This is a genomic window from Sphingomonas sp. GW822-FHT03G08 (genome assembly GCF_058801135.1).
On sequence record NZ_JBXAMZ010000001.1, the window covers coordinates 110,501 to 136,885 of the forward strand.

General features: G+C 66.3%; 22 protein-coding genes. 13 read left to right on the forward strand and 9 right to left on the reverse strand.

Going from position 1 to position 26,385, the window contains the following annotated elements; genetic code table 11:
* Positions 1-197 precede the first annotated feature (197 nt).
* The 6 genes from AC1RJ5_RS00340 (at position 198) to AC1RJ5_RS00365 (ending at position 7,295) form a co-directional block, all read left to right on the forward strand.
* The gene (locus AC1RJ5_RS00340) at positions 198-920 is read left to right on the forward strand and encodes a GDSL-type esterase/lipase family protein (RefSeq protein WP_342249596.1); all 723 of its coding nucleotides are present in this window, start codon (positions 198-200) and stop codon (positions 918-920) included.
* A gap of 146 nt (positions 921-1,066) precedes the next feature.
* Positions 1,067-3,007 (forward strand): glycoside hydrolase family 97 protein, encoded by a 1,941-nt coding sequence (locus AC1RJ5_RS00345; RefSeq protein WP_493111064.1) that lies wholly within the window; start codon positions 1,067-1,069, stop codon positions 3,005-3,007.
* Positions 3,008-3,085: 78 nt separating this feature from the next.
* Positions 3,086-3,529 carry a cupin domain-containing protein gene (locus AC1RJ5_RS00350; RefSeq protein WP_493111066.1) on the forward strand — a complete coding sequence of 148 codons (444 nt, stop codon included), beginning with the start codon at positions 3,086-3,088 and terminating at the stop codon, positions 3,527-3,529.
* Between the two features lie 29 nt (positions 3,530-3,558).
* A complete protein-coding gene (locus tag AC1RJ5_RS00355; protein ID WP_493111068.1) occupies positions 3,559-4,704 on the forward strand; it encodes a Gfo/Idh/MocA family protein in 1,146 nt (381 codons plus the stop codon).
* Positions 4,705-4,727: 23 nt separating this feature from the next.
* Positions 4,728-6,071, forward strand: a complete 1,344-nt coding sequence (locus AC1RJ5_RS00360) for a Gfo/Idh/MocA family protein (protein ID WP_493111070.1) — start codon at positions 4,728-4,730, stop codon at positions 6,069-6,071.
* 201 nt (positions 6,072-6,272) lie between these two features.
* The gene (locus AC1RJ5_RS00365; RefSeq protein WP_493111072.1) at positions 6,273-7,295 is read left to right on the forward strand and encodes an oxidoreductase; all 1,023 of its coding nucleotides are present in this window, start codon (positions 6,273-6,275) and stop codon (positions 7,293-7,295) included.
* A 38-nt stretch (positions 7,296-7,333) separates the two neighbouring features.
* On the opposite strand, the gene AC1RJ5_RS00370 is transcribed toward AC1RJ5_RS00365, so the two are convergent.
* The 3 genes from AC1RJ5_RS00370 to AC1RJ5_RS00380 form a co-directional block, all read right to left on the reverse strand.
* The gene (locus AC1RJ5_RS00370) at positions 7,334-9,547 is read right to left on the reverse strand and encodes a beta-glucosidase family protein (RefSeq protein ID WP_493114600.1); all 2,214 of its coding nucleotides are present in this window, start codon (positions 9,545-9,547) and stop codon (positions 7,334-7,336) included.
* A 78-nt stretch (positions 9,548-9,625) separates the two neighbouring features.
* Positions 9,626-10,387: a hypothetical protein gene (locus AC1RJ5_RS00375; RefSeq protein ID WP_493111074.1), complete on the reverse strand. Its 762-nt coding sequence runs from the start codon at positions 10,385-10,387 to the stop codon at positions 9,626-9,628.
* Between the two features lie 74 nt (positions 10,388-10,461).
* Positions 10,462-12,513 (reverse strand): NAD(+) synthase, encoded by a 2,052-nt coding sequence (locus tag AC1RJ5_RS00380; RefSeq protein ID WP_493111076.1) that lies wholly within the window; start codon positions 12,511-12,513, stop codon positions 10,462-10,464.
* A gap of 95 nt (positions 12,514-12,608) precedes the next feature.
* Between AC1RJ5_RS00380 and AC1RJ5_RS00385 the strand changes: the two genes are divergently transcribed.
* Positions 12,609-14,120, forward strand: coding sequence for a hypothetical protein (locus AC1RJ5_RS00385; RefSeq protein ID WP_493111079.1), 1,512 nt, complete (start codon positions 12,609-12,611; stop codon positions 14,118-14,120).
* Positions 14,121-14,374: 254 nt separating this feature from the next.
* Here AC1RJ5_RS00385 and AC1RJ5_RS00390 read toward each other — a convergent pair whose 3' ends face one another.
* Positions 14,375-15,091, reverse strand: coding sequence for a murein L,D-transpeptidase catalytic domain family protein (locus AC1RJ5_RS00390; protein WP_493111081.1), 717 nt, complete (start codon positions 15,089-15,091; stop codon positions 14,375-14,377).
* Positions 15,092-15,354: 263 nt separating this feature from the next.
* On the opposite strand from AC1RJ5_RS00390, the gene AC1RJ5_RS00395 reads away from it, so the two are divergent.
* From AC1RJ5_RS00395 to mtnA, 5 genes are all read left to right on the forward strand, one after another.
* Positions 15,355-16,065 carry a L,D-transpeptidase family protein gene (locus AC1RJ5_RS00395; protein WP_184165362.1) on the forward strand — a complete coding sequence of 237 codons (711 nt, stop codon included), beginning with the start codon at positions 15,355-15,357 and terminating at the stop codon, positions 16,063-16,065.
* A gap of 45 nt (positions 16,066-16,110) precedes the next feature.
* Complete coding sequence (locus AC1RJ5_RS00400; protein WP_342250521.1) at positions 16,111-16,728, forward strand: methylthioribulose 1-phosphate dehydratase; 618 nt, start codon at positions 16,111-16,113, stop codon at positions 16,726-16,728.
* The gene (locus AC1RJ5_RS00405) at positions 16,725-17,267 is read left to right on the forward strand and encodes a 1,2-dihydroxy-3-keto-5-methylthiopentene dioxygenase (protein ID WP_353739223.1); all 543 of its coding nucleotides are present in this window, start codon (positions 16,725-16,727) and stop codon (positions 17,265-17,267) included. The genes AC1RJ5_RS00400 and AC1RJ5_RS00405 overlap by 4 nt, the downstream gene beginning before the upstream one ends.
* A 118-nt stretch (positions 17,268-17,385) precedes the next feature.
* Positions 17,386-18,015, forward strand: coding sequence for an acireductone synthase (gene mtnC / locus AC1RJ5_RS00410; RefSeq protein WP_493111085.1), 630 nt, complete (start codon positions 17,386-17,388; stop codon positions 18,013-18,015).
* Positions 18,012-19,058 (forward strand): S-methyl-5-thioribose-1-phosphate isomerase, encoded by a 1,047-nt coding sequence (gene mtnA / locus AC1RJ5_RS00415; RefSeq protein ID WP_493111087.1) that lies wholly within the window; start codon positions 18,012-18,014, stop codon positions 19,056-19,058. The genes mtnC and mtnA overlap by 4 nt, the downstream gene beginning before the upstream one ends.
* 31 nt (positions 19,059-19,089) lie before the next feature.
* On the opposite strand, the gene AC1RJ5_RS00420 is transcribed toward mtnA, so the two are convergent.
* A complete protein-coding gene (locus tag AC1RJ5_RS00420; RefSeq protein ID WP_184165378.1) occupies positions 19,090-19,797 on the reverse strand; it encodes a hypothetical protein in 708 nt (235 codons plus the stop codon).
* A gap of 112 nt (positions 19,798-19,909) precedes the next feature.
* A complete protein-coding gene (locus tag AC1RJ5_RS00425; protein ID WP_493111090.1) occupies positions 19,910-21,064 on the reverse strand; it encodes an aminotransferase in 1,155 nt (384 codons plus the stop codon).
* 84 nt (positions 21,065-21,148) lie between these two features.
* Between AC1RJ5_RS00425 and AC1RJ5_RS00430 the strand changes: the two genes are divergently transcribed.
* Entirely contained in the window at positions 21,149-21,382 is a 234-nt protein-coding gene (locus tag AC1RJ5_RS00430; protein ID WP_269575581.1) for a hypothetical protein, read from the forward strand.
* A gap of 210 nt (positions 21,383-21,592) precedes the next feature.
* Here AC1RJ5_RS00430 and AC1RJ5_RS00435 read toward each other — a convergent pair whose 3' ends face one another.
* The 3 genes from AC1RJ5_RS00435 to AC1RJ5_RS00445 all read right to left on the reverse strand — a co-directional run bounded on the left by AC1RJ5_RS00435 (position 21,593) and on the right by AC1RJ5_RS00445 (position 26,384).
* Positions 21,593-22,060: a hypothetical protein gene (locus tag AC1RJ5_RS00435; protein WP_342250517.1), complete on the reverse strand. Its 468-nt coding sequence runs from the start codon at positions 22,058-22,060 to the stop codon at positions 21,593-21,595.
* A gap of 53 nt (positions 22,061-22,113) precedes the next feature.
* The gene (locus AC1RJ5_RS00440; RefSeq protein WP_493111093.1) at positions 22,114-22,956 is read right to left on the reverse strand and encodes an NPP1 family protein; all 843 of its coding nucleotides are present in this window, start codon (positions 22,954-22,956) and stop codon (positions 22,114-22,116) included.
* A gap of 398 nt (positions 22,957-23,354) precedes the next feature.
* Positions 23,355-26,384, reverse strand: coding sequence for a TonB-dependent receptor domain-containing protein (locus tag AC1RJ5_RS00445; protein ID WP_269575578.1), 3,030 nt, complete (start codon positions 26,382-26,384; stop codon positions 23,355-23,357).
* Position 26,385 lies beyond the last annotated feature (1 nt).

Here is a 26,385-nt window from a genome sequence, read left to right on the forward strand (position 1 = left end):
AAACGAACTGGTGCGCGTTACGCTGTCCGACCCGACGCCGATATCCGCGCACAACACCGGGCCGATCCATTAAACGGCCCGTTTCGCCAGAACTTGCGTGCCTTTCTTCGGAGCGCCCGATCCTGCATCGGGCGCTTCCTTGCGCACCCGGCCGGCGCTACTGTTACCGGTATCTAACGATGCCGGAGAGTGCCGCGATGCCCATCGTCCGCCGTGGTTTCCTTGCCGGAGCGCTCCTGCTCCCCGCCGTTGCCCGGGCCGCCCAGGCGCAGGAGAGCTGGGAGGACAAGCATCAGCGCCAGCTCAAGGAAGACTGGCCGTGGCTCGGCCGCTACGCCGCCGACAACGCAACGCTGATCGCCTCGGGCCGGAAGGTCGATATCGTCTTCATGGGCGATTCGATCACCGAGGGCTGGCAGTCCAAGCATCCGGCCTTCTTCACGCCCGGCCGGATCTGCCGCGGGATCAGCGGGCAGACCACGCCGCAGATGGTGCTGCGGATGATGGCCGACGTGATCGCGTTCAAGCCGCGCCTGATCCACATCATGGCCGGGACCAACGATATCGCCGGCAACACCGGCAAGATGACCGTCCAGCAGAGCTGCGACAACCTCCGCATGATGACCGAGCTGGCCCAGGCCAACGGTATCAAGGTGCTGCTCGCCTCCGTGCCGCCGGCGGATCATTTCCCGTGGCGCCAAGGCCTCGAGACGGTGCAGCCCATCCGGAAGATCAACGCCTGGCTGGCGGACTATGCCCGCCGTGCTCGCGCCACCTATGTCGACTATACCGGCGTGCTGGCGACCGGGGAGGGCGCGATGAAGCCCGGCATGGCCTATGACGGGGTGCATCCGACCGAACAGGGCTATGCCGCGATGGAGACCGTGCTCGCGCCGGTGCTGAAGGCGCACAAGGCGTGATGCGGTTCCTGCGCAATTCCCCTCCCTGCAAGGGAGGGGGCAGGGGTGGGTTGCGTCATGGCGATCCTGCTTCCACCGGCTTCATCGCGCCGTATCGCGTGCATCCACCCACCCCCGGCCCCTCCCTTGCAGGGAGGGGGGTACTGTTGGCGCTCGCGGCTCTCTTCTCCATCACGCCCGCTTCCGCGCAACAGCTGCTCACCGCCGTCTCGCCCGACGGCGGCAACCGCATCTCGATCCAGCTCAATGGCTCGGGCACGCCGGTCTATGCGATCTCGCGCGCCGGCAATATCGTGATCGCGCCGTCGCCGATCCTGCTCGATCTCGATGCGGATACGCTGGGCTATAATCTCGCGGTTACGGGATCGGAGACGGCCAGCGCCGATGCGCGCTATCCGATCGTGGCGGGTACCGCCTCGGAGGGGCACGACCATTACAACCAGCTCACCGTGCACTTCCAGGAGAAGGCGGGGGCGAAGCGCAGGCTCGACATCGTGCTGCGTGCCTATGACGACGGCGTTGCGTTCCGCACGGTCGTTCCCGTCCAGCCACAGACCGCGGCGGCGATCGTCCGCTATGATCGCACCGGCTTCTATTTCCCACCCAGCTACAAATGCTGGGGCTTCAATGTCGGCAAATTCGGATCGAGCCATGAGGGCGAGTTCGACCCTGTCGACGTGCCGCATCTGCGCGACCATAATCTGTTCGATCTCCCCTTTGCCTGTGAGACCGGCAAGGCCGCCTTCGCGATCACCGAAGCGGACCTGATCGACTTTGCGGGCATGTATCTGACCGGGCGCGGGGACGGCGGGGCGGGGCTGCAGGTGAAGCTGTCGCCCTCGCTCGACGATTACCGGATCGCGGTGCACAGCCGTGTCGGCAGCCCGATCGTCACGCCGTGGCGGGTGGTCATGCTCGCCGACCAGCTCGGCAAGCTCAACGAGAGCAATCTGGTCAGCAACCTCTCGAGCGCGAGCCGGATCGAGGACACCAGCTGGATCAAGCCGGGCCTGACGAGCTGGGACTGGTGGAGCGGGCCGGTGATCGCGTCGCTCCCCGGCCAGCGCAGCACCACCGCGGTCGCAAAGGCGCTGATCGACTTCGCTGCCGCCAATGGCCTGCCCTATACGATGATCGACGAGGGCTGGTACGCCGGGGCCGGCGGGGGCGGGGTGCGCCGCCCGGGTGTGGACATCACCAGATGGGCCGATGCGCTGAACCTCCAGGAAGTCGCCGACTATGCGAAGTCGAAGAAGGTGCGGCTGTGGCTGTGGATGCACTGGCAGGCGCTCGACGAGCAGATGGAGGATGCGCTCGCGCTCTACGAGAAGATGGGCGTTGCCGGCATCAAGGTCGATTTCATGGACCGGGACGACCAGTGGATGGTCAACTGGTACACCAAGCTGCTCGGCGCGGCGGCGCGGCATCATCTGATGGTCGATCTGCACGGCGCGTTCCCGCCGCGCGGACTGGCACGCACCTGGCCGAACTTCATGACGCAGGAAGGCGTGATGGGCGCCGAGTATAACAAGTGGAGCAGGCGGGCGACCTCGCGCCACAATGTGATGCTTGCCTTCACGCGCGGGCTAATCGGGCCGATGGACTATACGCCAGGCGGCTTCCACAACGTGACGCCCGAGGCCTTCCGCATCCGGAACGACCTGCCGTTCGTCCAGACGACCCGGGCGCACGGGCTGGCGATGTATGTGGTGTTCCTGTCCCCGGTCGCCGCGGTGGCGGACAGCCCGTATACCTATGCTGCGAGTCCCGCGGGGTTCGACTTCATCAAGGCGGTGCCGGCGAGCTGGGACGAGACACGCTATCTGGCGGGCGAGACGGGGGAGTATATCGTGCTCGCCCGCCGCAAGGGCCGGACCTGGTATCTCGGCGCGATGAACAGCGAGACCGCGCGCAAGGTCACTGTGTCGCTCGATTTTCTCGGGCCTAGGGGTGGAGCGATGCGGCTCTGGGCGGATGGCGCCCAGCCGGATGCACCGGTCCTCACCGAGAAGCGAGTGGCGGACGGAGAGACGCTGACGCTCGATCTCGCGGCACATGGCGGTGCAGTGGCCATGTTCGAAAAATAGAGTTCAAAACTCGGACAATTGCGGTTATCACTCCCTTGTCCCAAGCGGCGAACGACCGCGCGGACGAGGAGAGTGGTGATGCGAATCACGCAAAGGGATGTGTTCGTCGCAAGCACGGCATTGCTCTGCGGATGGGGTGCCAGCGCGCTTGCCCAGCAGCATGACCTGCTTGGGCCGACGGTGTGGGACTGGAACAAGCTCACGGTCCAGAAGACCGATGTCGGCGAGATCCGCAATCTCGTCCGCCAGCCGACCGCGACGCTGTCCGAGCTGGAGATGCACGTCACCACGCTCAATCCGGGCCTGTCCTCGCACCCGCCGCACACCCATCCGAACGAGGAGCTGGTGATCGTCGACACCGGCACCGTCGAGACGCTGTCGGGCGGCAAATGGGAGCGGCTTGGGCCGGGTTCGGTGATCTTCAATGCGTCGAATGCGCCACATGCGTTGCGCAATGCGGGCGGGACCCCGGCGACCTATCACGTTATCAACTGGAAGACCGCCGCGACGCCGCCGAAGTGACGCGGGGTGAAATGACAGGAGTGCGTGACATGGACCGTCGTTCGATCCTCGGCATGGCCGGCATTGCCGCGATGCTGCCCCCCGAAGTGCTCGCCCAGTCGCAGAGCTCGGGCAATGCGCCGTCCGAGAATGCCGCGCCTACCGGGCCGGAGCCTGGGGTGAAGCACCGGGTCGATTTCGGCGTGATCGGGCTCGACCATGCGCATATCTATTCGATGACCGACGCGATGATCCGCGGCGGCGGCGTGCTCAGGGCCTTTTTCTCGGCCGATCCGAAGCAGGTCGACACCTTCCGCAAGCGCTATGGCAATGCCGTGAAGCTCGCCCGCAGCGAGGACGAGATCCTGGGCGACAAGTCGATCCAGCTCATCGTCGGCGCGCCGATCCCCGATCTGCGCGCGCCGCTGGGCATCAAGGCGATGCGCGCGGGCAAGGACTATCTGGGCGACAAGCCGGCGATCACCAGCCTCGAGCAGCTTGCCGAGGTTCGCAAGGCGATCGCGGAGACGAAGCGCAAGTTCGCGATCATGTATTCCGAGCGGCTGGAAGTTCGCGCCGCGGTCCATGCCGGCGAGCTCGTCCAGCAGGGGCGGATCGGCAAGGTGATCCAGACGGTGAACCTCGCGCCGCATCGTGTCGGGGCCGGGCGGCCGGACTGGTTCTGGGACAAGAACCGCTATGGCGGGATCCTCACCGATATCGGCAGCCATCAGGCCGAGCAGTTCCTGTTCTACACCGGTTCGAAGACCGCGCATGTCGTCGCGGCGCAGACCGGCAACCTCAAATGGCCGGACAAGCCGGGCTTCGAGGATTTCGGCGACATGATGCTGACCGGCAACGGAGGCACCGGCTATGTCCGAGTCGACTGGTACACGCCCGACGGCCTGCCGACCTGGGGCGACGGCCGGCTCTTCATCCTCGGTACCGAGGGCTATATCGAGCTGCGCAAGTACGTTGATATCTCCGGGCGCCCCGGCGGCAACCACCTGCTGATCTGCGACAAGCAGGGCGTGCGCTATATCGACTGCTCGAAGATGCCGCTGCCCTTCGGCCCGCAATTCATCACCGACATCGTCGAGCGCTCCAGCGTGGCGCAGGACCAGGATCAGGCCCTGCTCGCCGCCGAGCTGGTGCTCACCGCACAGAAGAACGCGACGAGGCCCATCACGGCCTGAACCACGAAGAGGAGGAGAGGGGCATGCGGCTTTCCAGACGCCAGGCGATCGGAGCGGTAGCGGCGCCGATGATCGTGCCGTCCAGCGTGTTCGGCCGGAATGCTCCCTCCAACCGTGTTGCGGTGGGCGCGATCGGTGTCGGCCGGATCAGCCGCGTCCATGACATGAAGGAGATCCACAAGCACGCCGACGCCCAGATCGTCGCGGTGTGCGATGTCGATACCAAGCGGCTGGGCGCCGGCATGCAGCTGGTCGATGACCGTTACGCCGCCAGCACGGGGAAGAATTACTCCGGTACGCGCGGCTATACCGACTATCGCGAGTTGCTTGCCGCGACGGACATCGACGCGGTGCTGATCTCGACCCCCGACCACCAGCACGCGCCGCTCGCCGTGCATGCGGTGCAGGCGGGCAAGCATGTCTATCTGCAAAAGCCCGCCTCGCTGACCATCGCCGAGGGTCGGCGGGTGGCGGACGAAGTGAAGAAGTCGGGCAGGATATTGCAGATCGGCTCGCAGCAGCGCGGGCAGGACCCCTGGCCACAGTTCCACCGTGCCTGCGAGCTGGTCCGCAACGGCCGGGTCGGCAAGCTCAGGCATGTCGAGATCGGCTTGCCGGGCGATCCTTCGGGACCCGAGGCGCCGCGGATGCCGATCCCGCCGAACCTCAACTACGACGCCTGGCTGGGGACCACGTCCGAGCAATATTATACCGAGATCCGCGTCCACCCGCAGAACAGCTTCGAGGATCGCCCCGGCTGGCTGCGCATGGAGCAGTTCGGCGCCGGGATGATCACCGGCTGGGGCGCGCATCATGTCGACATCGCCCATTGGGGCATGGACATGGAGCATTCGGGGCCCGTCGAGATCTGGGGCAGCGCCGAATTCCCCAAATCCGGCCTGTGGGACGTGCACGGTCCGTTCGAGACGCATGCCCGCTATGCCAATGGCGTGACGATGACGATCTCGGGCGCGCTGCCCAATGGCGTGAAGTTCATCGGCGACAAGGGCTGGGTGTTCGTCCAGCGCACCGGCGCGGTCTCCTCGTCCGACCCATCCAAACCCGCCGACGTGCCGCTCAGCGCGAGCGATGCGAAGATCCTCGACAGCGTGATCGGCCCGAACGAGGTGCAACTCTACAAGGCGCCCGAGCAGCACCGGAACTGGCTCGATGCGATCCTGAAAGGGGTACCGGTCAGCGCGCCCGCCGAGATCGGCCACCGCGCCTGTTCGACCTGCCTGCTCCATCATGTCGCGATGAAGACCGGGCGGCGCCTGAAATGGGATCCCAAGGCCGAGAAGTTCATCGGGGACGATGCGGCAAACGCGATGCTCAGCCGGCCGCAGCGGGCGAAATACGCAATCTGAACGACTCCCCTCCGTGATCCTGGCTCGGGAGTCGGGATCACGCTTTTTCTTCGTTCATGGGGTGCATGTCTCTCTTCGTCACCCCGGCCTTGAGCCGGGGTCCCGCTGTCTCTAATCGGCGGAAGAAGCGGGACCCCGGCTCAAGGCCGGGGTGACGTGCATGTTTCAGAGAACCGAACGGAAAGAGCAAGGAGGCGCCGCATGATCCGCACCGGAGTTATCGGCTATGGACTGGGTGGGCTCGCCTTCCACGCGCCGCTGGTCGATGCGGTGCCCGAGCTGGAGCTGGCGGCAATCGCCACTTCGCGCGCCGACCAGGTGCACGAACGCTATCCGGATGTGGCGGTCACCAATGCCGATGCACTGCTCGCCGATCCGTCGATCGAGCTTGTCGTCGTCACCACGCCCAACGACACGCATGTGCCGCTCGCGCGCCGGGCGCTGGAGGCGGGCAAGCATGTCGTGATCGACAAGCCCTTCGCCACCAACGTCGCCGATGGCGAAGCGCTGGTCGCGCTGGCCCGGGAGAAGGGTCTGATCGCCAGCGCCTTCCACAACCGCCGCTGGGACGGCGACTTCCTCACCGTGCGCAAGCTGCTCGACAGCGGTGTTCTGGGCGAGGTGATGCTGGCGGAGCTGCGCTGGGACCGGTTCCGCCCCGCACTCGCCCAGCCCTGGAAGGAAGATCCCGAGGCCGGTGCCGGCATCCTCGCCGATCTCGGCCCGCACCTGATCGACCAGGCGCTCCAGCTGTTCGGCAGGCCCGAGGCGGTCTACGGCGACATCGCGGTCCAGCGCGAAGGCGGGCGGACCGACGATTATTTCGAGATCACGCTGTTCTACGGCGAGCGCCGCGTGACGCTCTCCGCCGGGCGCCTGTTCGTCACGCCGCGCCCGCGCTTCTGGCTGCACGGCACGAAGGCGGACTTCGCCAAGCATGGCCTCGACCCGCAGGAGCCACGGGTGAAGGACGGCGCGCGTTATACCGATCCCGGCGTCGGCGATGAGGAGGCGCGGTTCCACGGCACGCTCACCCGCGCCGATGGCAGCAGCGAGATCGTGCCGACCGAGGCCGGGGACTATCGCGGTTTCTATGCCGGTATCGCGCGCGCCATTGCTACCGGCGGCCCCGCGCCGGTGCCGGGCGAGGACGCGGTGCTGGGCCTGCGCGTCGCCGAGCTCGCGCGGGAGAGTGCACGGGAAGGACGGCGGCTTAGCCTCTAACCGTCATCCCCGCTTTCGCGGGGATGACGAGGGAGAGATCAGGGCCGCCAGCCCACTGCGATCGTCCGCGGGGTCAGCGTCACCGGCACCGTCGCGACGATGTCCTTCGCCGAGGTGCCGAGCAGCACCTTGTAGCTGCCACCCGCGATCTTCCAGCTGCTGCTCGCCGCGTCCCAGGTTGCGAGCAGGCGCGGATCGACCTTGAGCGAGATCTTCTTCGCTTCACCCGGCGCCAGCTCGACCTTGTCGAACGCGCCCAGACGCTTCGGCGCTTCCCAGCCCGCGCCGGCGACATAGAGCTGCGGCACCGCCTTGCCCTTCACCTTGCCGGTGTTGCGCACGGTGAAGCTGGCGGAAATGCTGTCGTCATCGGCACGCGCACTCAGCCCCGAATAGCCGAACTCGGTATAGCTGAGGCCGTGGCCGAACGGGAAAGCCGGAGTCAGCCCCTTGGCGTCATACCATTTGTAGCCGACCGTCGCGCCTTCGCTGTAGGTCGTGTCGCCCTTGTTCGGGGTCGACGGCTTGGGCAGCTGGTCGATGCTGGCGGGGAAGGTGGCGGGCAGATGACCCGAGGGATTGACCTTGCCGAACAGCAGGTTGGCGATCGCGCCGCCGCCCTGGGTGCCCGGATACCAGGCGGCGAGGATGCTCGCGACCTGGCCACGCCACGGCGTCAGCACCGGCCCGCCGGTCTCGAGCACCACCACGGTGCGCGGATTGGCCTTGGCTACCGCCGCGATAAGCTTGTCCTGACCGTCCTCGAGCGTAAGCGATACGTCGAACGCCTCGCCCGCCCATTGCGTCGCGAAGACGATCGCCACGTCCGCGCCCTTGGCCAGCTTCGCCGCGCTGCCGACATTGCCGCCATCGGCGAACACCACTTCGGCATTGGGCGCCTGTGCCTTGATCGCGGCGAGCGGCGCGTCGGGATAATACATTACCGGCCCCGGCCAGCTGGTCGGCTTGAGCCCGGGCACCGCATTGCCCGCCACTGGATAGACCAGCGAGGAGCCGCTGCCGGCCAGCACGCCCTTGTCGGCGCGTCCGCCGATCACGACGATCTTCCGCGTCGCCGGCGAGAGCGGCAGGATCGCGCCCTTGTTCTGGAGCAGCACCGCGCCGCCCTCGGCATCCTTGCGGGTCACTTCGCCGTGATCGGCGAGCATCGCCGGCGCCAGGTCCATCGGCGCGTCGGTCACCGGCTGGTCGACCAGCCCGTTGGCGAACATCGCGTGCAGGATCGCGCCGGCCATCGCGTCGAGCCGTGCGGCCGGGACTTCGCCCTTGGCCACCGCGGCCTTTAGCGGCGCGCCGAAATAGGGCTCCTTGTCGAACGGGAAGCCGGAGTCCTGGTCGAGCCCGGCATTGGCGGCCGGCGCGGTCGAATGGGTCGCACCCCAGTCCGACATCACATAGCCCTTGTAGCCCCAGTCGCGGCGCAGCACGTCATTCAGCAGCCACGGATTCTCGCAGGCATGGGTGCCGTTCACCCGGTTGTACGAGCACATCACCGAGCCGGGATCGCCCTTCTCGATCGCGAACTGGAAGGCGAGCAGGTCGCTGGTCCGCGCCGCTGCCTGGTCGATGATCGAGTTGCCGGTGTCGCGATCGGTTTCCTGATCGTTGATCGCATAATGCTTTACGGTCGAGACGATATGGTTCGACTGGATGCCGGCGATCTGCGCGCCGACCATCGTGCCCGCAAGCAGCGGATCCTCGCCGCCATATTCGAAGTTCCGCCCGTTGCGCGGCTCGCGCATCAGGTTGACGCCGCCGGCGAGCATCACGTTGAAGCCCGACGCGCGCGCCTCCGCACCGATCATCGCGCCGCCGGCATGGGCCAGGTCGACGTCCCAGCTCGCGGTCGTGGCCAGGCCCGAGGGCAGGGCAGTGCGTCCGCGCTTCTTCGCCGCGCCGCCCTGGGTGGCGACGCCGACGCCGGCATCGGTCTGCCACTGGGGCGGGATGCCCAGCCGCGGGATGCCCGGGATATAGCCGGCCGAGCCCGGTCGCGCCTCGGCAGGCGCCTTGTAGCCGTTCTTGGGCGCGAAATCGGTGCCGAAATAGCCGAAGACCAGGGTGAGCTTCTCGTCCTCGGTCATCTGGGCGAGCACTGCCTTCACCCGCTCGTCGGGCGCGCGCTTGGCGTCGAGCCAGGGCCGGGGCTGGTCCTGCGCGGCGGCGGGTGCCGCGGCGGCCAGGGCGATGCCCAGCGCGATCAACGAACCTGCAACGGCGTGGCGGCGCATCTTCATGATTCCCTCTCCCGACTTTTTGTCAGCGTTGTCGGCGAGCTTATATCCGTCAAGCTGTGGTAACGCTATCACTCAGATGGTCGTAGTCGGCAGCCAGCGTTCGCGCATCCAGCGCCGGGCCACGGCATCGACAATGGCGGCATGACCGGGATAGCCGGGCCCGATCAATGGCAGGCCCATGCGTGCGATCGTCGCCATGATCCCCGCCGCGTCGAGCGTCAGGCCGGCGGCACGGGCGTGGCGGGCGATCTCCAGTTCCTGTCCCCAGAAATAGATCGCGCCGGCCTGCACATTGGCCTGCATGCGGCGCACCTCTTCCACGCGCCCGTCACTGATCAGTGGCAGCCAGATATCGGGCATCAGCAGATCGACCGGCGTATCTGCTCGCCATTCCAGCGCGTCCCCTTGAAGGACGCGCAGCTTGGCGCGGGCGGCGTCAGGCAGCTGGCCGAAGAGGTCCAGTTCGCGGTGCAGCGCCAGCACCTCCGGGTCGCGCTCGATCACGGTCACCTGCGTCACCTTCTCGTGCAGCGCCGCCGCACCAGCGGCCCAGCCCATGCCGAGGCCCATGATCACGACATGCCCGTGGGCCAGCGCCAGCCCGATCGTTTGGCTCTCGATCTCCAGCGGCGTGATCGACATCCAGGTCTCGCCGGCGCGAAGCAGCACCGGCACTTCCGCCATGAAGCTGGTCGGGCCCCAATAGCCCTGCGCCAGGATGTTCCGGCCGATCTGGATTTCCCAGTCGCCGCTGCGGATGGGCTGGTAGCGCGGCAGGAACCACCGCGTCTCGAATGACGGGACGCCCAGCGCCTCGGCCCAGTTTCCGTGCAAAGCGATCCTCCCGACTGACGCAGGAGATCGAGCTTAGCGGCACCGGGCAGGGCGTCGAGCGCCGATCGCACCGTTTAGGGCAGGTTCGCCTTCAGCTCGGCCTGCCACGCCCGCGCCACGCTGTCCGACGGTGCGCGCCAGTCGCCGCGCGGGCTCAGCGCACCACCGGCCGAGACCTTGGGTCCATTGGGCAGGGCGGAGCGCTTGAACTGGCTGGTCTGGAAGAAGCGGAACAGGAATTCCCGCAGCCACCTTGCGATCGTCTCCAGATCATAGCGGTTGCGCGCATCCTCGGGGAAGCCGATCGGCCATTGTCCCGCGTTGGCGTCCTGCCAGGCATGCCAGGCGAGGAAGGCGATCTTGCTGGGCTTCAGCCCGAAGCGGATCGTGTAGTGGAGGAAGAAGTCGTGCAGCTCGTACGGCCCGATCCGGTCCTGCGTGCTCTGCATCCTGCCGTCGGCATCGGCGGGCACGAGCTCGGGCGAGATCTCGGTGTCGAGGATGGCGGTCAGCACGTCCGCCGCTTCGCCGGTGAACTGGTCGGTCTGCACGGTCCACCGGATCAGATACTGGATCAGCGTCTTGGGTACGCCGGCGTTCACGCCGTAATGGCTCATCTGATCGCCGACGCCATAGGTGCACCAGCCGAGCGCCAGTTCGCTGAGATCCCCGGTGCCCAGCACGAAGCCCTGACGCTGGTTGGCAAGGCGGAAGAGATAGTCGGTGCGCAGGCCCGCCTGGACGTTCTCGAAGGTCACGTCATAGACCGGCTCGCCATTGGCATAGGGATGCCCGATCCCCTCGAGCATCGTCTTCGCCGCCGGGCGGATGTCGATCTCGGCACCGGTCACGCCCAATGCGTTCATCAGCGCCCAGGCGTTCGACTTGGTGCCGTCGCTGGTCGCAAAGCCCGGCATGGTGAAGCCAAGGATGTCGGTGCGCGGACGGCCGAGCCGGTCCATCGCCCTGGCAGCGACGATCAGCGCATGGGTGGAGTCGAGCCCGCCCGAGACGCCGATGACGATATGCTTCGCGCCGGTGGATTCCAGCCGCTTGCGCAGGCCCTCCACCTGGATATTGAACGCCTCGTAGCAATCCTCTTCGAGCTTCGACGGGGTGTTGGGCACGAACGGAAAGCGGCGCAGCTTCCGCAGCAGGCCCTTGTCGGCATAATCGGGCCGGTGCTGGAAGACGATGCGCCGGAAGCGCGTCTCGGGATCGCCATTGGCGGCGGCGCAGTCGTTGAACGTGCCCATCCGCATCCGCTCGAGCCGGATGCGCTCCAGATCGATGTCCGCGCAGACGACTTCGGTGGTCAGCTCGAAGCGCTCGGTGCTGGCGATCTGCTCACCCAGTTCGTGGATCATGCCCTGGCCGTCCCAGGCAAGGTCGGTCGTGCTCTCGCCGGGCCCCGAGGCGGAATAGACATAGGCCGCCACCGCGCGTGCCGATTGCGCGGCGCAGAGCAGCGCCCGTTCGCGGGCCTTGCCGACGGTGATGTTCGAGGCGGAAAGGTTGCACAGCACCAGCGCACCGGCCAGCGCCCCCTCGGTAGAGGGAGGCAGCGGCGCCCAGTAATCCTCGCAGATCTCGGCATGGAAGACGAAGTCGGGCAGTTCCTCGGCGGCGAAGATCAGGTCGGTGCCGAAGGGCACGGTCTGTCCCGCAACGTCGATCTCCAGCCCGGCGAGCCCGGCGCCGAGCGCGAACCAGCGCTTCTCATAATATTCGCGGTAATTGGGCAGGTAGCTCTTGGGCACCACGCCCAGGATGCGCCCGCGCGCGATCACCACCGCGCAATTGTACAGCCGTCCGCTCCGCCGCAGCGCCGCGCCGACCAGCAGCACCGGCTTCAGCTCGGTGCTGGCTGTCACGATCGCGGCGACACCCGCTTCGGTCGCGTCGCAGATCACGTCCTGCAGGTGCAGATCGTCGATCGCGTAGGAAGTGATGTTGAGCTCGGGAAAGACGAGCAGGTCCGCGCCCATTGCGTCGCCCTGCCGCGCCAGCGCGATCGCCGCCTCGGCATTGGCAATGGGGTCGGCCACCGTGGTGATCGGGGTGCACACGCCCGCGCGGATCATTCCGTGGCGGTGGATCGAATAAAAAGGGTGGGACTGGGCCATCGTCTCCGTCTTGCAGCGACATGTTTCGATCTGTTGCATCCCCTAGTCGCTCGGCTCCGCTTGTGCCAGTCCCGCTCAGGCTCTACCCGCAGGCGATGCTCCACTGGATCCGTCGCCAGTTCGATGCGCATCCGGTGCGCGCGGTCATGGTGGTCTTCGCCGCTTATACGGTCTTCAAGATCAACCTGAAGTTCTTCGCCCCGGCGGGGCCGTGGTGGCGCGGCTGGCACGATCAGATGCAATATCTGAAATCGGCAAGGGCGTTCCTGCATTTCGACCTGAGCCCGGACCAGCATTGGTACCCCTTGCTCTACCCGCTTGCCGGCGCGCCCTTCGCCTGGGCGCCGACGCCGTTCGTGCCGATCAACCTGCTTTGCTACGCGGGCGCCTTTATCGGCTTCCACCGCGTCTGCGCGCGCTTCGGGGTGGGGAGCCTTGCGGCGGGCCTGCTGTTCCTCGCCGCGACGATCGGCGACCTGCGCATCTCCAAATTCTGGCTCGAGCCCTGGACGACGACGATGTCGGCCGCCTTCATCTGGCTGGCCTTCGCCGAGGCTGCCGACATGATGTTCGGCGAGCGCCGCAGGCCCTGGCTGCTCGGCGCACTGCTGATGGCGATCGCGCTGGTCCGCCCGGCCGATGTGGTGGTCAGCGCGGTGATCGGCGGCTTCGCGCTGTGGCGGCCGGTGCTGATCGAGAAGCGCTGGGGCGATCTGGCGAAGGGGCTGGGCGGGGCGGGGGCGGCGCTGCTGCCCTATGTGCTGCTGTACCTCGCAATCTATGGCCCGCGCCTTACCGACTATACGATCTTGTCGGGTGATTACGGCTTCGCCTTTGGCGATCTTGGCTGGAAGGCGAGCATCCTGCTCGTCGATCCCTCGCCCTGGTTCCCCGGCGAGACCGGGCTGCTGCGCGAGCTGCCCTGGCTGCTCACCGGCACGGCGGGCCTGATCCTCGGCGTGATGCGCCTCCAGGGGCCGACGCGCTGGCTGACGCTCTGCATGGTGCTGGTCGCCCTGATCTACACGACGATGATGCTCGCCTATGTCGATCTGGTTCCCAGCGGCATGTGGCGCTTCTTCAACGCGCACTACTTCAAATGGCTGTTCCCGATGGCGGCGCTGTTCACCTGGCTGCTGGTCCGTTGGCGCGATGCGCGCGGGATCGCGGTGGTGGTGGCGCTGGTGCTGCTCGCCAGCTTCCGCATCGTCCCGCGCCCGGCCGAGCCGCAGGAGCCAGCCAAGGCGATCGCCTTCGCCGCGCCGCAGGCGCCCTGGCAGGACATCTATTTCGCCCGCTCGGCGGTGGTCGATGCGAAGGGTGCGCAGCGCAGCCCGGCCGATTATCACCAGCTGCCGATGGGCGACCGGGTGATGGCCATCGCCTTCAAGCGCCGGTTCGAGGGGGATGTGCTCTGGTACGGCGTCACGCCTGCCAGCGTCGCGACCTGGCCCAAGGGCAGCGGCAAGGCGGATGTGGTGCTGCCGGGCAGCTGGCCGCAAAGGCCGATCGCGCGCTACGCGACGAAGCTCACCTTCGGCTATCCATGCTGGGCGCCGCCCTTCCCGTGCGGGACCGGGCCGGGGCCGGGACTGCCGAAGAACTAGGCGGTGCCGGCGTCCAACATCGGAATTGGGACGACTCGCGAAAGTACACAAAGTACAGGCCAAGAGCGTGTTCTAGGGTGCCCTAAGTTGACATAGTTCCCGTATTGGCTGCGCATCTCGCAATATCCTTGCGTGCGCGCGATCCTATCTTTCCTACAAAGCAAGGAGCGGCCGGGACCGGAGTCCCGACCACTCCAGCGAAACATGCGAAATCCTACATTGCAACGGGACAGGAGTGTCCCGGCAATGGGCGCTCAAACCTTGGCGGCGTAGATCATCCGGCCCGGGCCGAGGCGCTCGAACAGCTTGGCCAGCTCGTTCTCGCCTACCGCGAAGCAGCCCTGGCTGCGGCCGAGCTTGCCATGCTTGCCGATCATGTCGGCATTGGCATACCAGGCCGAGTGGACGACGATCGCACGATCGAGCGCGTTGTTGTTGGTCGGGTCGAGGCCGAGCAGGCGCTGCGAGTCGCCATGCTTGCCGACATAATAATCGGCGGTCAGGAACGCGCCTTCGCAGGTCGCTTCCGAATTCACTTCGTTCGAGAAGCGCTGGAGCATGCCGCTATGGTTCGGATCCGAGCCGATGCCGTGCGCGACGAGGAAGCGCTCGACCTGGCCGGTGCCGAGGTTGACGACATGGAAGCGTGGATTGTTCGACGAGGTGGCGAAATCGGCGATCGCGATGCGGTCATGCGAGGCGATGCGCATCGAATGGCGATTGAGCGCGGCGACCGCCTTCTTGAACAATTCGGGGCGGATGCCGGCCGGCACGCCCGGCACCTTGGCGACGGTTGCAAGTTCGGGTGCCTTGGGGATTGGCGGGACCGAGGCGGGGACCGGCACCGGCGCCGGTGCCATCGCGGTGTTGATCGTGCGCGAGGCGCAGGCCGAAACCACCGCGCCGCTGGTCATCACCATCGCAGCCTTCAGCAAGGCGCGACGCGTCTGAATCGTATCGAGGCTATCCATCACTATCCAAAGAACCCGCTGCTTTACCCCTTGGGGGAATCTATATCAGACAGATGGTAAGCGGGGCGCTTAACATCTGTCCCAAGTTGCGCGGCTCGCCGCAACGCATGCCCGGTTCGCCGAAGCGGCGCAAAAATCCGGAACATTGCCAGCGATTTGCCCGGGTGAAATATCCGCGATTCGGCAGCGGAGCGAAATTAGGTTAATTTCGTTACGGAATCGCCCTGAGCCGTCCTGGCTCACCGGATTCGGAGAGCTGTTTGATGCGTTCCGGCGCCCTTGCCGTCCTGCTGCTGGCCAGTGCCACGATCCTTCCCGCCATTCCCGCTACCGCGCAGGTCGCCGCGTCGGACACGATGCAGCTGGCCCCCGATACGCTGCGCAACGGGCAATGGGCCTGGTACGAGGAGCCGCAGCTGATCAAGGCGAGCACCAATGACTGGGATCCCGTCTCGATCGTGGTCAGCATCCCGGACCAGCGCGCCTATGTCTATCGCGGCGGCAAGCTGGTCGGCGCCAGCACCGTCTCGACCGGATCGGACGGGCACGAGACGCCGACCGGCGCCTTCACCATCCTGCAGAAGAAGGTGTTCCACCGCTCGAACCTCTATTCGAACGCGCCTATGCCCTACATGCAGCGCCTCACCTGGGACGGGATCGCGCTCCATGCAGGTCGCCTGCCGGGTTATCCGGCCTCGCATGGCTGCATCCGCTTCCCCGCGGCCTTCGCGAAGCAGCTCTATGCGCTGACCGAGCTGGGCGGCGACGTGATGGTCACCGATGAGCCGGTGATCACGCCCGAGCGCTCCGGCCCCGCCACCCCGCTGCTGATGGCCGACGCCCGCAACCTGGGCGGCGAGGCGTTCAACATGGTGACGATGTCGGGGCCGGCGCCGCGCCCGCAGCCCGCGACCTTCGTCACCGGCCCGGCGCGCGAGATCGTCCAGCCGATCGGGCGACGCGGCTCGAAATAAATTCTGTAATGCGCGCGTAGCCTTGGATCGGCTAAGCGCGATTCCATGACGATGTCCTTCGAAGATGCCGCGACAGGCCTGGTCGAGGTCGGCCGCCGGCTCGACGCGCGCGGCTGGGCGCCCGCCACGGCCGGCAATTACTCGGTGCGGCTCGACGACGGCAGCATCGCCGTCACCGTGTCCGGCTGGCACAAGGGGCGACTGACGCCCGAGGGCGTGATGCGCGTCGATCTGGACGGGACCCCGCTCACCCCGGGCAAGCCCTCGGCCGAGACCGACCTGCATTTGGCGATCTACCGGCTGTTCCCCCATGTCGGCGCGGTGCTGCACGGGCACTCTCCCGAGGCCGTGGGCATGAGCCGGGCTGCCGCCGACGCCAGCGAATGGGTGTTCGCCGGGCACGAGATGCTCAAGGTCTTCCCGGGCAACACCACGCATGAGGCCGAGGTCCGCCTGCCGATCGTCGACAACAGCCAGGACATGGCGGTGATCGAGGAAGCGATCCGTCCCGCCTTGCTGGCGCCGAACGCCGCGCCTGCCTATCTTATCCGCAGCCATGGGCTCTATGCCTGGGGCAAGGACCTGGCCGAAGCCGAGCGCGTGCTGGAAGGCACCGAATGGCTGATCGCCGCCGAACTGGCCGAAAGGGCATGGAAACGATGACCCATCTCCGCATCTTTGACGAAGCGGGCGGCGCCCCGCTGACCGATACCCGCGACGCCGTTGCCATCGCCGCCGCACTCGCCCCGATCGGGGTACGCTTCGAGCAATGGCCCTCGCGCCCGCTCGCCGCCGATGCCGGGCAGGACGAGGTGCTCGAGGCTTTCGCGCCGGAGGTCGAGCGGCTCAAGGCAGAGAATGGCTATCAGTCGGTCGACGTGATCCGCATGGTTCCCGATCACCCCGAAAAGGCGAACCTGCGCACCAAGTTCCTCTCCGAGCATCGCCATTCGGAGGATGAGGTCCGCTTCTTCGTGGAAGGCGAGGGGTTGTTCACCCTGCGCGAGGGCGAGAGGATCTACGCCGTGCTCTGCGAGGAGGGAGACCTGATCTCGGTTCCGGCCGGCACGCGCCACTGGTTCGACATGGGGCCTTCGCCTCGGTTTACCGCGATCCGCCTGTTCACCAATGCCGATGGCTGGATCGCCAACTTCACCGGCGACGCGATCGCGGACCGCTTTCCGCGGCACGAGCCGGCCTGACCTCTACACCGTCATCCCCGCGCAGGCGGGGATCCAGAGTCACGAAGGACATCGCTCTGCCACCCTGGATCCCCGCATGCGCGGGGATGACGAAGGGAAGAGGGATGACGAGAGTATCATGAAACCCAAAGCCATTCTCCTCGACATCGAAGGCACGACGAGCAGCATCAGCTTCGTTGCCGCCGAGCTTTTCCCCTATGCGCGCAAGCATTTGGCGGCATTTGTTGAAGCGAACCCCGAAGTCGCCGCACCGATCCTGGCGCAGGTGCCGGGGGACGATCCGGTCGCGACCCTGCTGCAGTGGATCGACGAGGACCGCAAGGAAACGCCGCTCAAGACGCTCCAGGGCCTGATCTGGGCGCAGGGCTATGCCGATGGCGAGCTCAAGGGCCATGTCTATCCCGACACGCCCGAGGCGCTGCGCCGCTGGACCGAGGCGGGGATCAAGGTGAACATCTATTCCTCGGGCTCGATCGCGGCGCAGAAGCTGATCTTCGGGCACTCGATCGCCGGGGACCTGACACCATTCCTGAGCAGCTATTTCGACACCACCACCGGCCCCAAGCGCGACAGCGATTCCTATACGAAGATCGTCGATGCCCTCGATCTCGCGCCGTCCGAACTGCTGTTCGTCTCCGACATGGTGGGGGAGGTCGATGCCGCGCATGAGGCGGGGCTCCAGGCATTGCTGATCGATCGCGCCGGTGGCGCGGCCGATGTCCATTCTCTCGCGGAAGTGCTCCCATGATCCTCGAAGGCCGTCCGACCCGCTCGATCCGTCGCACCGAAGACGGCAAGGGGGCGGTGATCCTCGACCAGCGCAAGCTGCCCTGGGACATCAAATGGGTCGAGCTGCGCGACGTCGATGCCGCTGCGGTGGCGATCCGCGAAATGTGGACACGCGGCGCGCCGATGATCGGTGCGACGGCCGCCTATGGCTATGCGATGGCGTTGGCGGTCGATCCGGGCGATGCGAGCCTGGCCGCTGCCTATGACAAGCTGTTCGAGACCCGCCCCACCGCGATCAACCTGCGCTGGGCGCTTGACGCGGTGCGCGCGGCGGTGGCCGATCTGCCCGAAGGCGAACGCGCCGAGGCAGCCTTCAAGCGGGCGGATGAAATCTGCGATGAGGATGCCGAACTTTGCCGCTCGATCGGTGAGCATGGGCTTGCGCTGTTCAAGCAGCTGCACGGGAAGAACCCGGATCGCCCGCTCAACATCCTGACCCATTGCAATGCCGGCTGGCTGGCGACGGTTGATTACGGCACCGCCACCGCGCCGATCTATCTCGCGCATGATGCGGGAATCCCGGTGCATGTATGGGTCGACGAGACCCGACCGCGCAACCAGGGCGCGCTGCTCACGGCGTTCGAGCTGCGCAACCACGGCGTGCCGCACACGGTGATCGCCGACAATGCCGGCGGGCTTCTGATGATGAAGGGGCAGGTGGATGCGGTGGTGGTCGGCACCGACCGCGTCACCCGCAACGGCGATGTCTGCAACAAGATCGGCACCTATCTGAAGGCGCTTGCGGCACACGACAATGACGTGCCCTTCTATGTTGCGCTGCCCTACACGACCTTCGACCCGAATACCGAAAGCGGCGCCGACATTCCGATCGAGGAGCGCAGCGCCGAGGAGTTGACCCGGCTCAGCGGGCCGCTGGCAAACGGGGAAATCGGCACTGTCCGGGTAACCGATTCCCCCGCCGCCAATCCAGCATTCGATGTAACTCCCGCACGCCTGGTGACGGGTTACATCACCGAGCGTGGGGTGCTGGACAGGATCTGACCCTGTCCCCCTTGGTATCCGCCGGACGCGCTTAGCGCGGCTCGGTCTTCACCGTCGTCGTAGTGGTCGTCGAGGCTGCCGGACGGGTGACGGTGGTGGTCGTCTTGCGGACCGGCTTCTTCACGACCTTGCGCGTCGTCGTGCGCGACGAGGAATAGGTGCGCGCCGGTTGGGTGGTCGTGGTCTCGATCGTGGTCGCTACCGGCTGGGCCGCCGCGGCACGCGCCGCTGCCGCATCCGCCGCAGCCGACTGGGCGGCTACCGCTGCCGCTTCGGCGCGCGCGTTCGCCGCGGCCGCGTCACTCTGCGCGGTCAGTGCCGCATCCTGCGCGGCTGCGCGCTGGCTGGCTTCCGCGGCGGCATCGGCCGAGGCATTGGCGGCTGCGGCCTGTGCATCGCGGCGCGCGTCCTGCTCGGCGGCGATCTGCGCGCCCTTGTTGCGTTCGGATTCGGCCAGCGCCGCATCGGCGAGACCCGAAGCGCGGCGTGCCTCGTTGATCGTCGAATCGCGGTGGTCGCGTGCCAGCTGGTCCTTGGCGGTGCGCAGCGATTCTTCGGCGCGCGCATAGGCGTCCGGGGCATATTTGTCGGCGCCGGCGGTCTGGGCGGCTTCCACCTTGGCCGTCGCTTCGGCAACGGCGGTGCGCGCGCGGTCGATCCGGCTCTGGGCCAGCGACGGCGTCGCGATCAGGATCGCGGCAACCGCAGCGCCGCGCATCAGGAACTTCATGTTACGCATGATAGAACTCCACTTGTCCCGCGGCCCGGCGAACGTGCCGGAAACGCGGCGAGTTGCGCGCGTCACGGTGAAGCGGGTGCTTCCGCCGATGAAACGAAGGTGCGCCGAGTCGTCAGGCCAGCCGGTCGCGTGCCTCGGCGATGCGGGCGATGGCCGCGTCGAGCGTCGCGTCTTCCTTGACGAAACAGAAGCGCAGCACGTTGGTGACGGCATCCTCCGCATAGAAAGCCGAGACCGGGATCGAGGCAACGCCGGCCTCGTCGATCAGCTTGTTGGCGAAGCTCACATCGTCGAGCGCGATGCCCGAGGCGGTGAGGTCCACCGACAGGAAATAGGTCGCCGCGCTCGGCAACACGGCGAAGCCTGCGCCCTCCAGCCCGGTGCGCAATCGGTCGCGTCCGGCCTGGAAGCGGTGGCGTGCTTCCTGCACCCAGGCATCCTGGGTGGCGAGGCCTTCGGCAACCGCCCATTGCAGGTTAGGCGGGGTGGTGAAGGTGAGGAACTGGTGCGCTTTCGAAAGCACGCGGGCTATCGCCGGCGCCGCGCACATCCAGCCGACCTTGAAGCCGGTCAGCGCGAAGATCTTGCCGGCCGAACCGATCTTTACGGTACGCTCGCGCATGCCGGGGAAGCCGATCAGCGGCAGATGGCGCGCGCCGTCGAAGGTCACATGCTCCCAGACCTCGTCGCAGATCGCGATCAGGTCATGGCTCACGCAGAAGTCCGCCAGCATCGCCAGCTCGTCGGCGCTGCACATCGTCGCGGCGGGGTTGAGCGGGTTGTTGAGGATCAGCACGCGCGTCTTGCTGGAGACGGCGGCTTCCAGCGCTGCCTTGTCGATCTTCCATTCGGGCGGGCTCAGCCGCACGAACTTCGGCACGCCGCCGGCCTGGCGGATCAGCGGGACATAGGCGTCGTAGAGCGGCTGGAAGCAGATCACCTCGTCGCCGGGCGAGACGCAGGCGAAGATCGCCGCCGCCAGCGCCTCGGTCGCGCCCGAGGTTACCACCACTTCCTCCGCCGCCAGGTTGAGCCCCTGGTGGCGCGCATAATGGTCCGCCACCGCGCCGCGCAGCTCGGGCAGGCCGATCATCGGCGGGTATTGGTTCGACTTCTCGATCACCGCCCTGGCCGCGGCTTCGAGAACCGCTTCCGGCCCGCGGCCGTCGGCAAAGCCCTGGCCCAGGTTGATCGCCCCCGTCTCACGTGCGCGAGCGGACATTGCTTCGAAGATGGTGGTGCCGAGCTGGGCGTAGAGCGGGTTCATGGCCCGAGCTTGTGGCCGCTTGCATCTTTGGGTGCAACCGCCGCATTAGCCTCGCGTTCAGCCTAGCGCCAATAAGGGAAGATCATGACTAAGACCCCGCCCAAGCCGCAGGAAGCAAAGCCGCCTTATCCGATCGAGGAGGCGCCGCACGATCATCACGACGAGGGCAGCGAGGCGCTCCAGGCGGTGAAGGACATCGTCGAGGCCAAGAAGCGCTGGAAGCCCGATGCCAAGCAGATCGGCATGGGCGCCGCGATCGGCATCGGTTCGGCCGCGATCGTCGCGGGCCTGCTCTATTGGCGTGGCGGCAAGAAATAATCTTCCGGGCGACGAACCTGATTCGTCGCCCAATCCTCCGCCTCCGTCGCACCCGGCTCGCCCGGGTGCACGCATCCGGCCACAGCCTCTGCATGCCGTTTCGACCTGAACCCGACAGTTGGGGCGGCATACATCCCTGTGCCGGTGCGGATCGACGCCCAACCCGGTGCCTGACGGACGCCTCGCTTGCGGGGCGTCCGTCCTGGATCGCTAGGAAGCCGGCGGTTGTGCCGGCACCACGTCCGCGCGGATATGGAACAGGTTGCTCTCGATCTCGTCCATATGGACCGGTCCGGGCATGCGATACCCGTCCGCCTCGACCAGCCTGGCCAGCCCGCCCAGCAGCATTTCCTGCCGCACCTTGAGGAACTCGTCGCCGGTAGGCGGCGGTATCGTCGCGGTGACGGCGCAGCCCTTCGCGTCGCAGGAGAAGTCCACCTTCTCGAGCAGCGGATAGGCCTGGCGGACATGCGCGATCACCTTGTCCGGCGGCGTCGGCAGGTTCGTCGGGGCAACAGGTGCGGGGGAGGGGCTTTCTGTTGCGGCGGGGGTAGTGACGACCACCGCGCCCGTGCTGGGCATCGGGGTGCTCTCGGCGCCCCGCTGGGTAAGCCAGAAGCTGCCGATCGCGACGATCAGCGCCGTGCCGCCGAGCAGCGGCAGATATTTCGAAGCCATTTGTATCTCGCCGGAAGGTCCGCCCCATGCCGGTGGCACGGGGCGGCGCAGGGTCAGCAGATGGTCGAGCCGGTCGGGCAGCCCGGCGAGTTCGCGCCCGAATCGGTGTTCGGATCGAAGCCCGGAGTGATGCTCGAGTTCACCGTCGCGGCGAGGACGCTCGAGAAGCGCGAGTCCTTCAGGTCGAAATTGCCGCTGCCGAAATTATAGTTCGAGATGGCGTTGCGGACGCTGGCCGAGGGGTAGCCGTTCCAGCTCACCAGCGGCTGGATCAGCCACTGGCCGGTGCCGTTTTCGGGCGGCTCGTCGCCATTGTCGGTCTTCGAGAAGCGCCAAAGGTGCGAGAAACCCCAGGTTTCGTAGTGATAGACCATCTTCACGTGCTGGCCGCTGGTGTCGCTCTGGAAGCGCAGCTGCCCGCCGCTGGTCGCGCGGGTTTCCCAGCCGCCATGGTTGCCGCGGGTTACGCCGACCACGGTGCTGCTGGTGCCCTGGTCGGTGGTCCACACGATCACCGATTCCCAATCATAGGCGTGCGAGAAATCCGACTGCCAGAAATAGCTGTAGATGCGGGCGCAATAGCCGTTGTTGCAGCGGGCGCGGACATAGACATTGCTCGTCGTGCGGTAGCTCGCGTTGCGGCACGAGGCCGGCGGCAGCGTGGCGTAGGTCGAGGCGCCGGCGCTGATCGCGCCCGATGCATTGACCGCCGGCACGTTGAAGCAGACGTCGGTGTCGAAATCGATCGCCGGCTGGAAGCGCTTGTCGAGCGCGGTCGCCAGCTCGGGCAGCGGCGCCACCGGTGCGGGCCAGCCCTGCGCCTGTGCGGCTTCGGGTAGCAGGATCGTCAGTGTGCCGAGGGCGGCAATGGCCAGTGTTTTGAATTGGCTCTTCATACAATCTCCCAATGCAAGAAAATATGGAGTGAAGTTGCGCCAAATCGCCTTCGCAATTATAGTTGCGAAGTATTTTATTCTATACTTTTAGCGAATCGCGCATGATTTAATTCGCGCGATACTGTGAAACTAATGTTTCAATATTCATATTGCGTTTCTGGTAAGGATATTATTCGTTGGTCCGTTCTTTCTGGAAGACGGGTTCCGGTGGTCTGGTCGCGCAATGCCTCGATCCTTCCGCCGGGCGTCCATGGGGCCTCGAAGGGAAGACGGAAGGTCGGCGATATCCGGACAATTTTTTCGGCGGAGGCGCCATCGAGGCCGGGTGCGCGACGGGCAAATAAAAGGGCCCGCCTTCCGGAGAAGGCGGGCCCTGAGGTTCTAGCGAAGGGCTAGTTTTAGAAGTTGACCGTCGTGCTGAAGGCGATCTGGCGGCCGAGCGAGTCGTACCGGGCCGAGATCGTGTTCGCGCGCGACAGGCCGATGTCATACGAGTTCGGCATGACCGGCGGCGTCTTGTCGAGGATGTTGTTCGCCGCGATCCGGAACGAGAAGCTCTTCTCGACGCGGAAGTTCAGCGACAGATCGAAGTAATCATACGCGTCGATCCGGTAGAAGGTCTTGCGCACCGTGCTCGCATCCGCGCCGAGGCTGGCCTCGCCCGAGTTCGAGGTACGGGTCAGCGGACCCAGGTGGCGCCAGTTCAGCGACATGCTGAAGAACTGGTCCGGCGTGGTGTAGGTGCCACGCAGGTTGTGCGTCCACTTGGCGATGAACTGGCCGCAGCCGGCGCCGCCATAATAGCCAACGCAGTTACGCTCCGCGAGGAACGACGCGTCCTGCGCGCCAGCCAGCGTGGTCAGCGTGCCGGCGAAGTCGAAGTCCAGGCGACCGATGTTGCCACCGAGCGGCAGCGCATACTGGCCCTGGAAGTCCCAGCCATGCGACTTGCTCTTGTAGTAGTTGGTCGTGCCCTGGCGGATGAAGCCAGTGGTCGGGTTGGTCGTCGGGTTGCTCGACAGCGTGCCGTCCGCGTTACGCACGAACATGCTGCAGAAGAACGGATCGGCGGTCTGCTGGCAGCCCTGCGAGAAGTAGGCGTAGTCGTTGTAGCCGATCGACTGGTTCAGATCGATCAGGAAGCGATCGGCCGAAACCACCAGGCCCGGGAGGAAGCGCGGCTTCAGCACCACACCGAAGGTCTTGGTGTAGGCGGTTTCCGGATCCACGGTGAACCCGCCGGCGCGATAGGTGCAGCCAACATCGGTCGGGCAGAGCAGGGTGGCGCTGCCGTAGAGGTTGTCGGCCAGGCCGGTTGCGCGGCACGCTTCGCGCGATGCCGTCGGGGCGCCATAGACATTGACCGGGCGACCCGTGACCGGATCGATCGACGTGCTGACGACGGTCGGCGCGCAGATATCGTTATAGGCGGTGGTGATCCGGCCATAGCTGGTGTTCGAGCCCTGGAAGGACTCCACCACGGTCGGAGCGCGCTGGGCGCGGTTGATCGAGGCGCGGAACGTGATGTCCTCGACCGGAGCCCAGATCGCCTCGGCCTTCCAGGTCGAGAAGGTGTCCGGGTTGCTGCTGTACTTCGACAGACGATACGCACCGTTCACCTGGAGCAGGTCGGCGAAAGCCTTGTGCTGGGCGATCGGAACCTGGAGCTCGACGTTACCTTCCCAGACGTGCTGGGCGAGATAGCGGTCCGCGTCGTCGCTGACCGACTCGCGCCAGATCGCATCGGCATGGCTCTTGAGCTGGTCTTCGCGATATTCGGCGCCGAACGCGATCGCCACGCCTTCGTCCGCCCACGGGCTCTTGATGCCGTAGGTGCCGAGATCGCCCTGGATGGTGGCGATGCCGTTGTAGAGCGTGTTGGTCGTGGTCGAGGTGCCGTAGGTGCCCGCGATCAGGTAGTTGTACAGCGCGGTGTTGTTCGTCGCCGAGTTGGCGCTGAACGGATCGAAGGGCACGCAGCCGTTGGCGACGTCGTTGACGCAGCTGATGGTGCCGTTGTTGTTGACGACGTTCAGGGCGTTGTTGACGCGCGCATAGAGCGGGCCGGCCCAGCTGGTGTCCATCTGGTTGCGCGCATAGACGCCGCCGACATCGTAGCTCCAGCCCTTGGCGAACTCGCCGCGGACGCCGCCGGTGATGCGCAGGCCTTCATTGGTGTAGCGGTCCTCGAGATCGGGAACGCTGGTCATGCGGTAGCGCAGTTCGATCGGCACGAAGGTGCTGGTGCCTGCCGCGGTGCCGCAGATCGCGGTCGCCTGGGCGGCCGACATGTACGGGTTGTTGCAGCGGACCTGGTAGGGGCCGTCCGCATAGGCGGTCGAGCTGTAGACGCGGGCCGGATAGACGTTCGCCGACTTGTCGCGGAACCACATCGCGTTGGCATAGACTTCCGCCGCGTCCGAGATCTTGAACGAAGCGAAGCCGCCGGCATTCCAGCGCTCGTTCTTGCGCTGGAACGAGTAGCCGTCATACGGGTTCGCGGCCAGGGCCGACGAATAGGGCACGAAGGTGCGTGTGCCGTTCGGGTTGTTCAGATAGGCGTTGCCGGCGTTCGGGCCGCTCTGCGGCGAGACATAGCCATAGCCGGTGTAGCTCGAGATCGAGCAGCTGAGCGGGCCGTCCTTGGTGCCTTCGACGAGCTGGCAGCCCGAAGTCTCGCGCGCGCTGTAGGGAACGAGGTTCGCCTTGCGGTAATCGACATAGGCCGACACGTGCATGCGATCGTCGAAGAACTTCTTGCCGGCGGTCAGCGACAGGTCAACGCGGCCACCATCGGTGCTCAGGCCCTGGGCGGGCTGGGCGAAGCCGTAGTTCTTGGCAACCTGCGAGACGAGGCCCGGCTTGTTGTCGTGCGCGTAGAAATTGTAGTTCGCGTTCGCCTGGATGCCTTCGAAATTGTTGTCCAGGATGAAGTTGACCACGCCGGCGACGGCGTCCGAACCGTAGACGGCCGAGGCGCCGCCGGTCAGCACGTCGACGCGCGAGACGAGCGCGGTCGGGATCATGTTGGCGTCGAGGCCGTTCATCGTGCCGAGGCGCTTGCCATCGACCAGGATGAGGGTGCGCTCGAAGCCGAGGTTACGCAGCTTGATGCGCTGGCGGCCGTCCGAATCCTGATAGTTCTGCTGGCTGTCCGGCGCGACCGACGGAATGCGGTTCAGCACTTCTTCGATGTTCACGGCTGCCTGGGCGCGGATCGCTTCCGAGGTGACCGAGGTGATCGGCGACGCGGCGGCGGCGTTCGGACGCGTGATGCGGCTGCCCGTGACGACGATGGCGCCGTTGTCCTGGGCGTCGGCGGTCGAGACCGACGTGGTATCCTGCTCGGCTTCCTGCGCCATGGCAGGCGCGGCGAGCAGTACCGCAAAGCAAGTTGAACTCAGCAACAGGGCATTAAGCTTCTTCATT

Coding starts and splice junctions, on each gene's coding strand:
- AC1RJ5_RS00430 (WP_269575581.1), top strand. CDS start 21,149: ATGACTAAGACCCCGCCCAAGCCGCAGGAAGCAAAGCCGCCTTATCCG.
- AC1RJ5_RS00340 (WP_342249596.1), top strand. CDS start 198: ATGCCCATCGTCCGCCGTGGTTTCCTTGCCGGAGCGCTCCTGCTCCCC.
- AC1RJ5_RS00405 (WP_353739223.1), top strand. CDS start 16,725: ATGACCCATCTCCGCATCTTTGACGAAGCGGGCGGCGCCCCGCTGACC.
- AC1RJ5_RS00350 (WP_493111066.1), top strand. CDS start 3,086: ATGCGAATCACGCAAAGGGATGTGTTCGTCGCAAGCACGGCATTGCTC.
- AC1RJ5_RS00435 (WP_342250517.1), bottom strand. CDS start 22,060: ATGGCTTCGAAATATCTGCCGCTGCTCGGCGGCACGGCGCTGATCGTC.
- AC1RJ5_RS00355 (WP_493111068.1), top strand. CDS start 3,559: ATGGACCGTCGTTCGATCCTCGGCATGGCCGGCATTGCCGCGATGCTG.
- AC1RJ5_RS00390 (WP_493111081.1), bottom strand. CDS start 15,091: ATGGATAGCCTCGATACGATTCAGACGCGTCGCGCCTTGCTGAAGGCT.
- AC1RJ5_RS00365 (WP_493111072.1), top strand. CDS start 6,273: ATGATCCGCACCGGAGTTATCGGCTATGGACTGGGTGGGCTCGCCTTC.
- AC1RJ5_RS00385 (WP_493111079.1), top strand. CDS start 12,609: ATGCTCCACTGGATCCGTCGCCAGTTCGATGCGCATCCGGTGCGCGCG.
- mtnC (WP_493111085.1), top strand. CDS start 17,386: ATGAAACCCAAAGCCATTCTCCTCGACATCGAAGGCACGACGAGCAGC.
- AC1RJ5_RS00425 (WP_493111090.1), bottom strand. CDS start 21,064: ATGAACCCGCTCTACGCCCAGCTCGGCACCACCATCTTCGAAGCAATG.
- AC1RJ5_RS00395 (WP_184165362.1), top strand. CDS start 15,355: ATGCGTTCCGGCGCCCTTGCCGTCCTGCTGCTGGCCAGTGCCACGATC.
- mtnA (WP_493111087.1), top strand. CDS start 18,012: ATGATCCTCGAAGGCCGTCCGACCCGCTCGATCCGTCGCACCGAAGAC.
- AC1RJ5_RS00440 (WP_493111093.1), bottom strand. CDS start 22,956: ATGAAGAGCCAATTCAAAACACTGGCCATTGCCGCCCTCGGCACACTG.
- AC1RJ5_RS00400 (WP_342250521.1), top strand. CDS start 16,111: ATGACGATGTCCTTCGAAGATGCCGCGACAGGCCTGGTCGAGGTCGGC.
- AC1RJ5_RS00380 (WP_493111076.1), bottom strand. CDS start 12,513: ATGGCCCAGTCCCACCCTTTTTATTCGATCCACCGCCACGGAATGATC.
- AC1RJ5_RS00445 (WP_269575578.1), bottom strand. CDS start 26,384: ATGAAGAAGCTTAATGCCCTGTTGCTGAGTTCAACTTGCTTTGCGGTA.
- AC1RJ5_RS00420 (WP_184165378.1), bottom strand. CDS start 19,797: ATGCGTAACATGAAGTTCCTGATGCGCGGCGCTGCGGTTGCCGCGATC.
- AC1RJ5_RS00360 (WP_493111070.1), top strand. CDS start 4,728: ATGCGGCTTTCCAGACGCCAGGCGATCGGAGCGGTAGCGGCGCCGATG.
- AC1RJ5_RS00370 (WP_493114600.1), bottom strand. CDS start 9,547: ATGCGCCGCCACGCCGTTGCAGGTTCGTTGATCGCGCTGGGCATCGCC.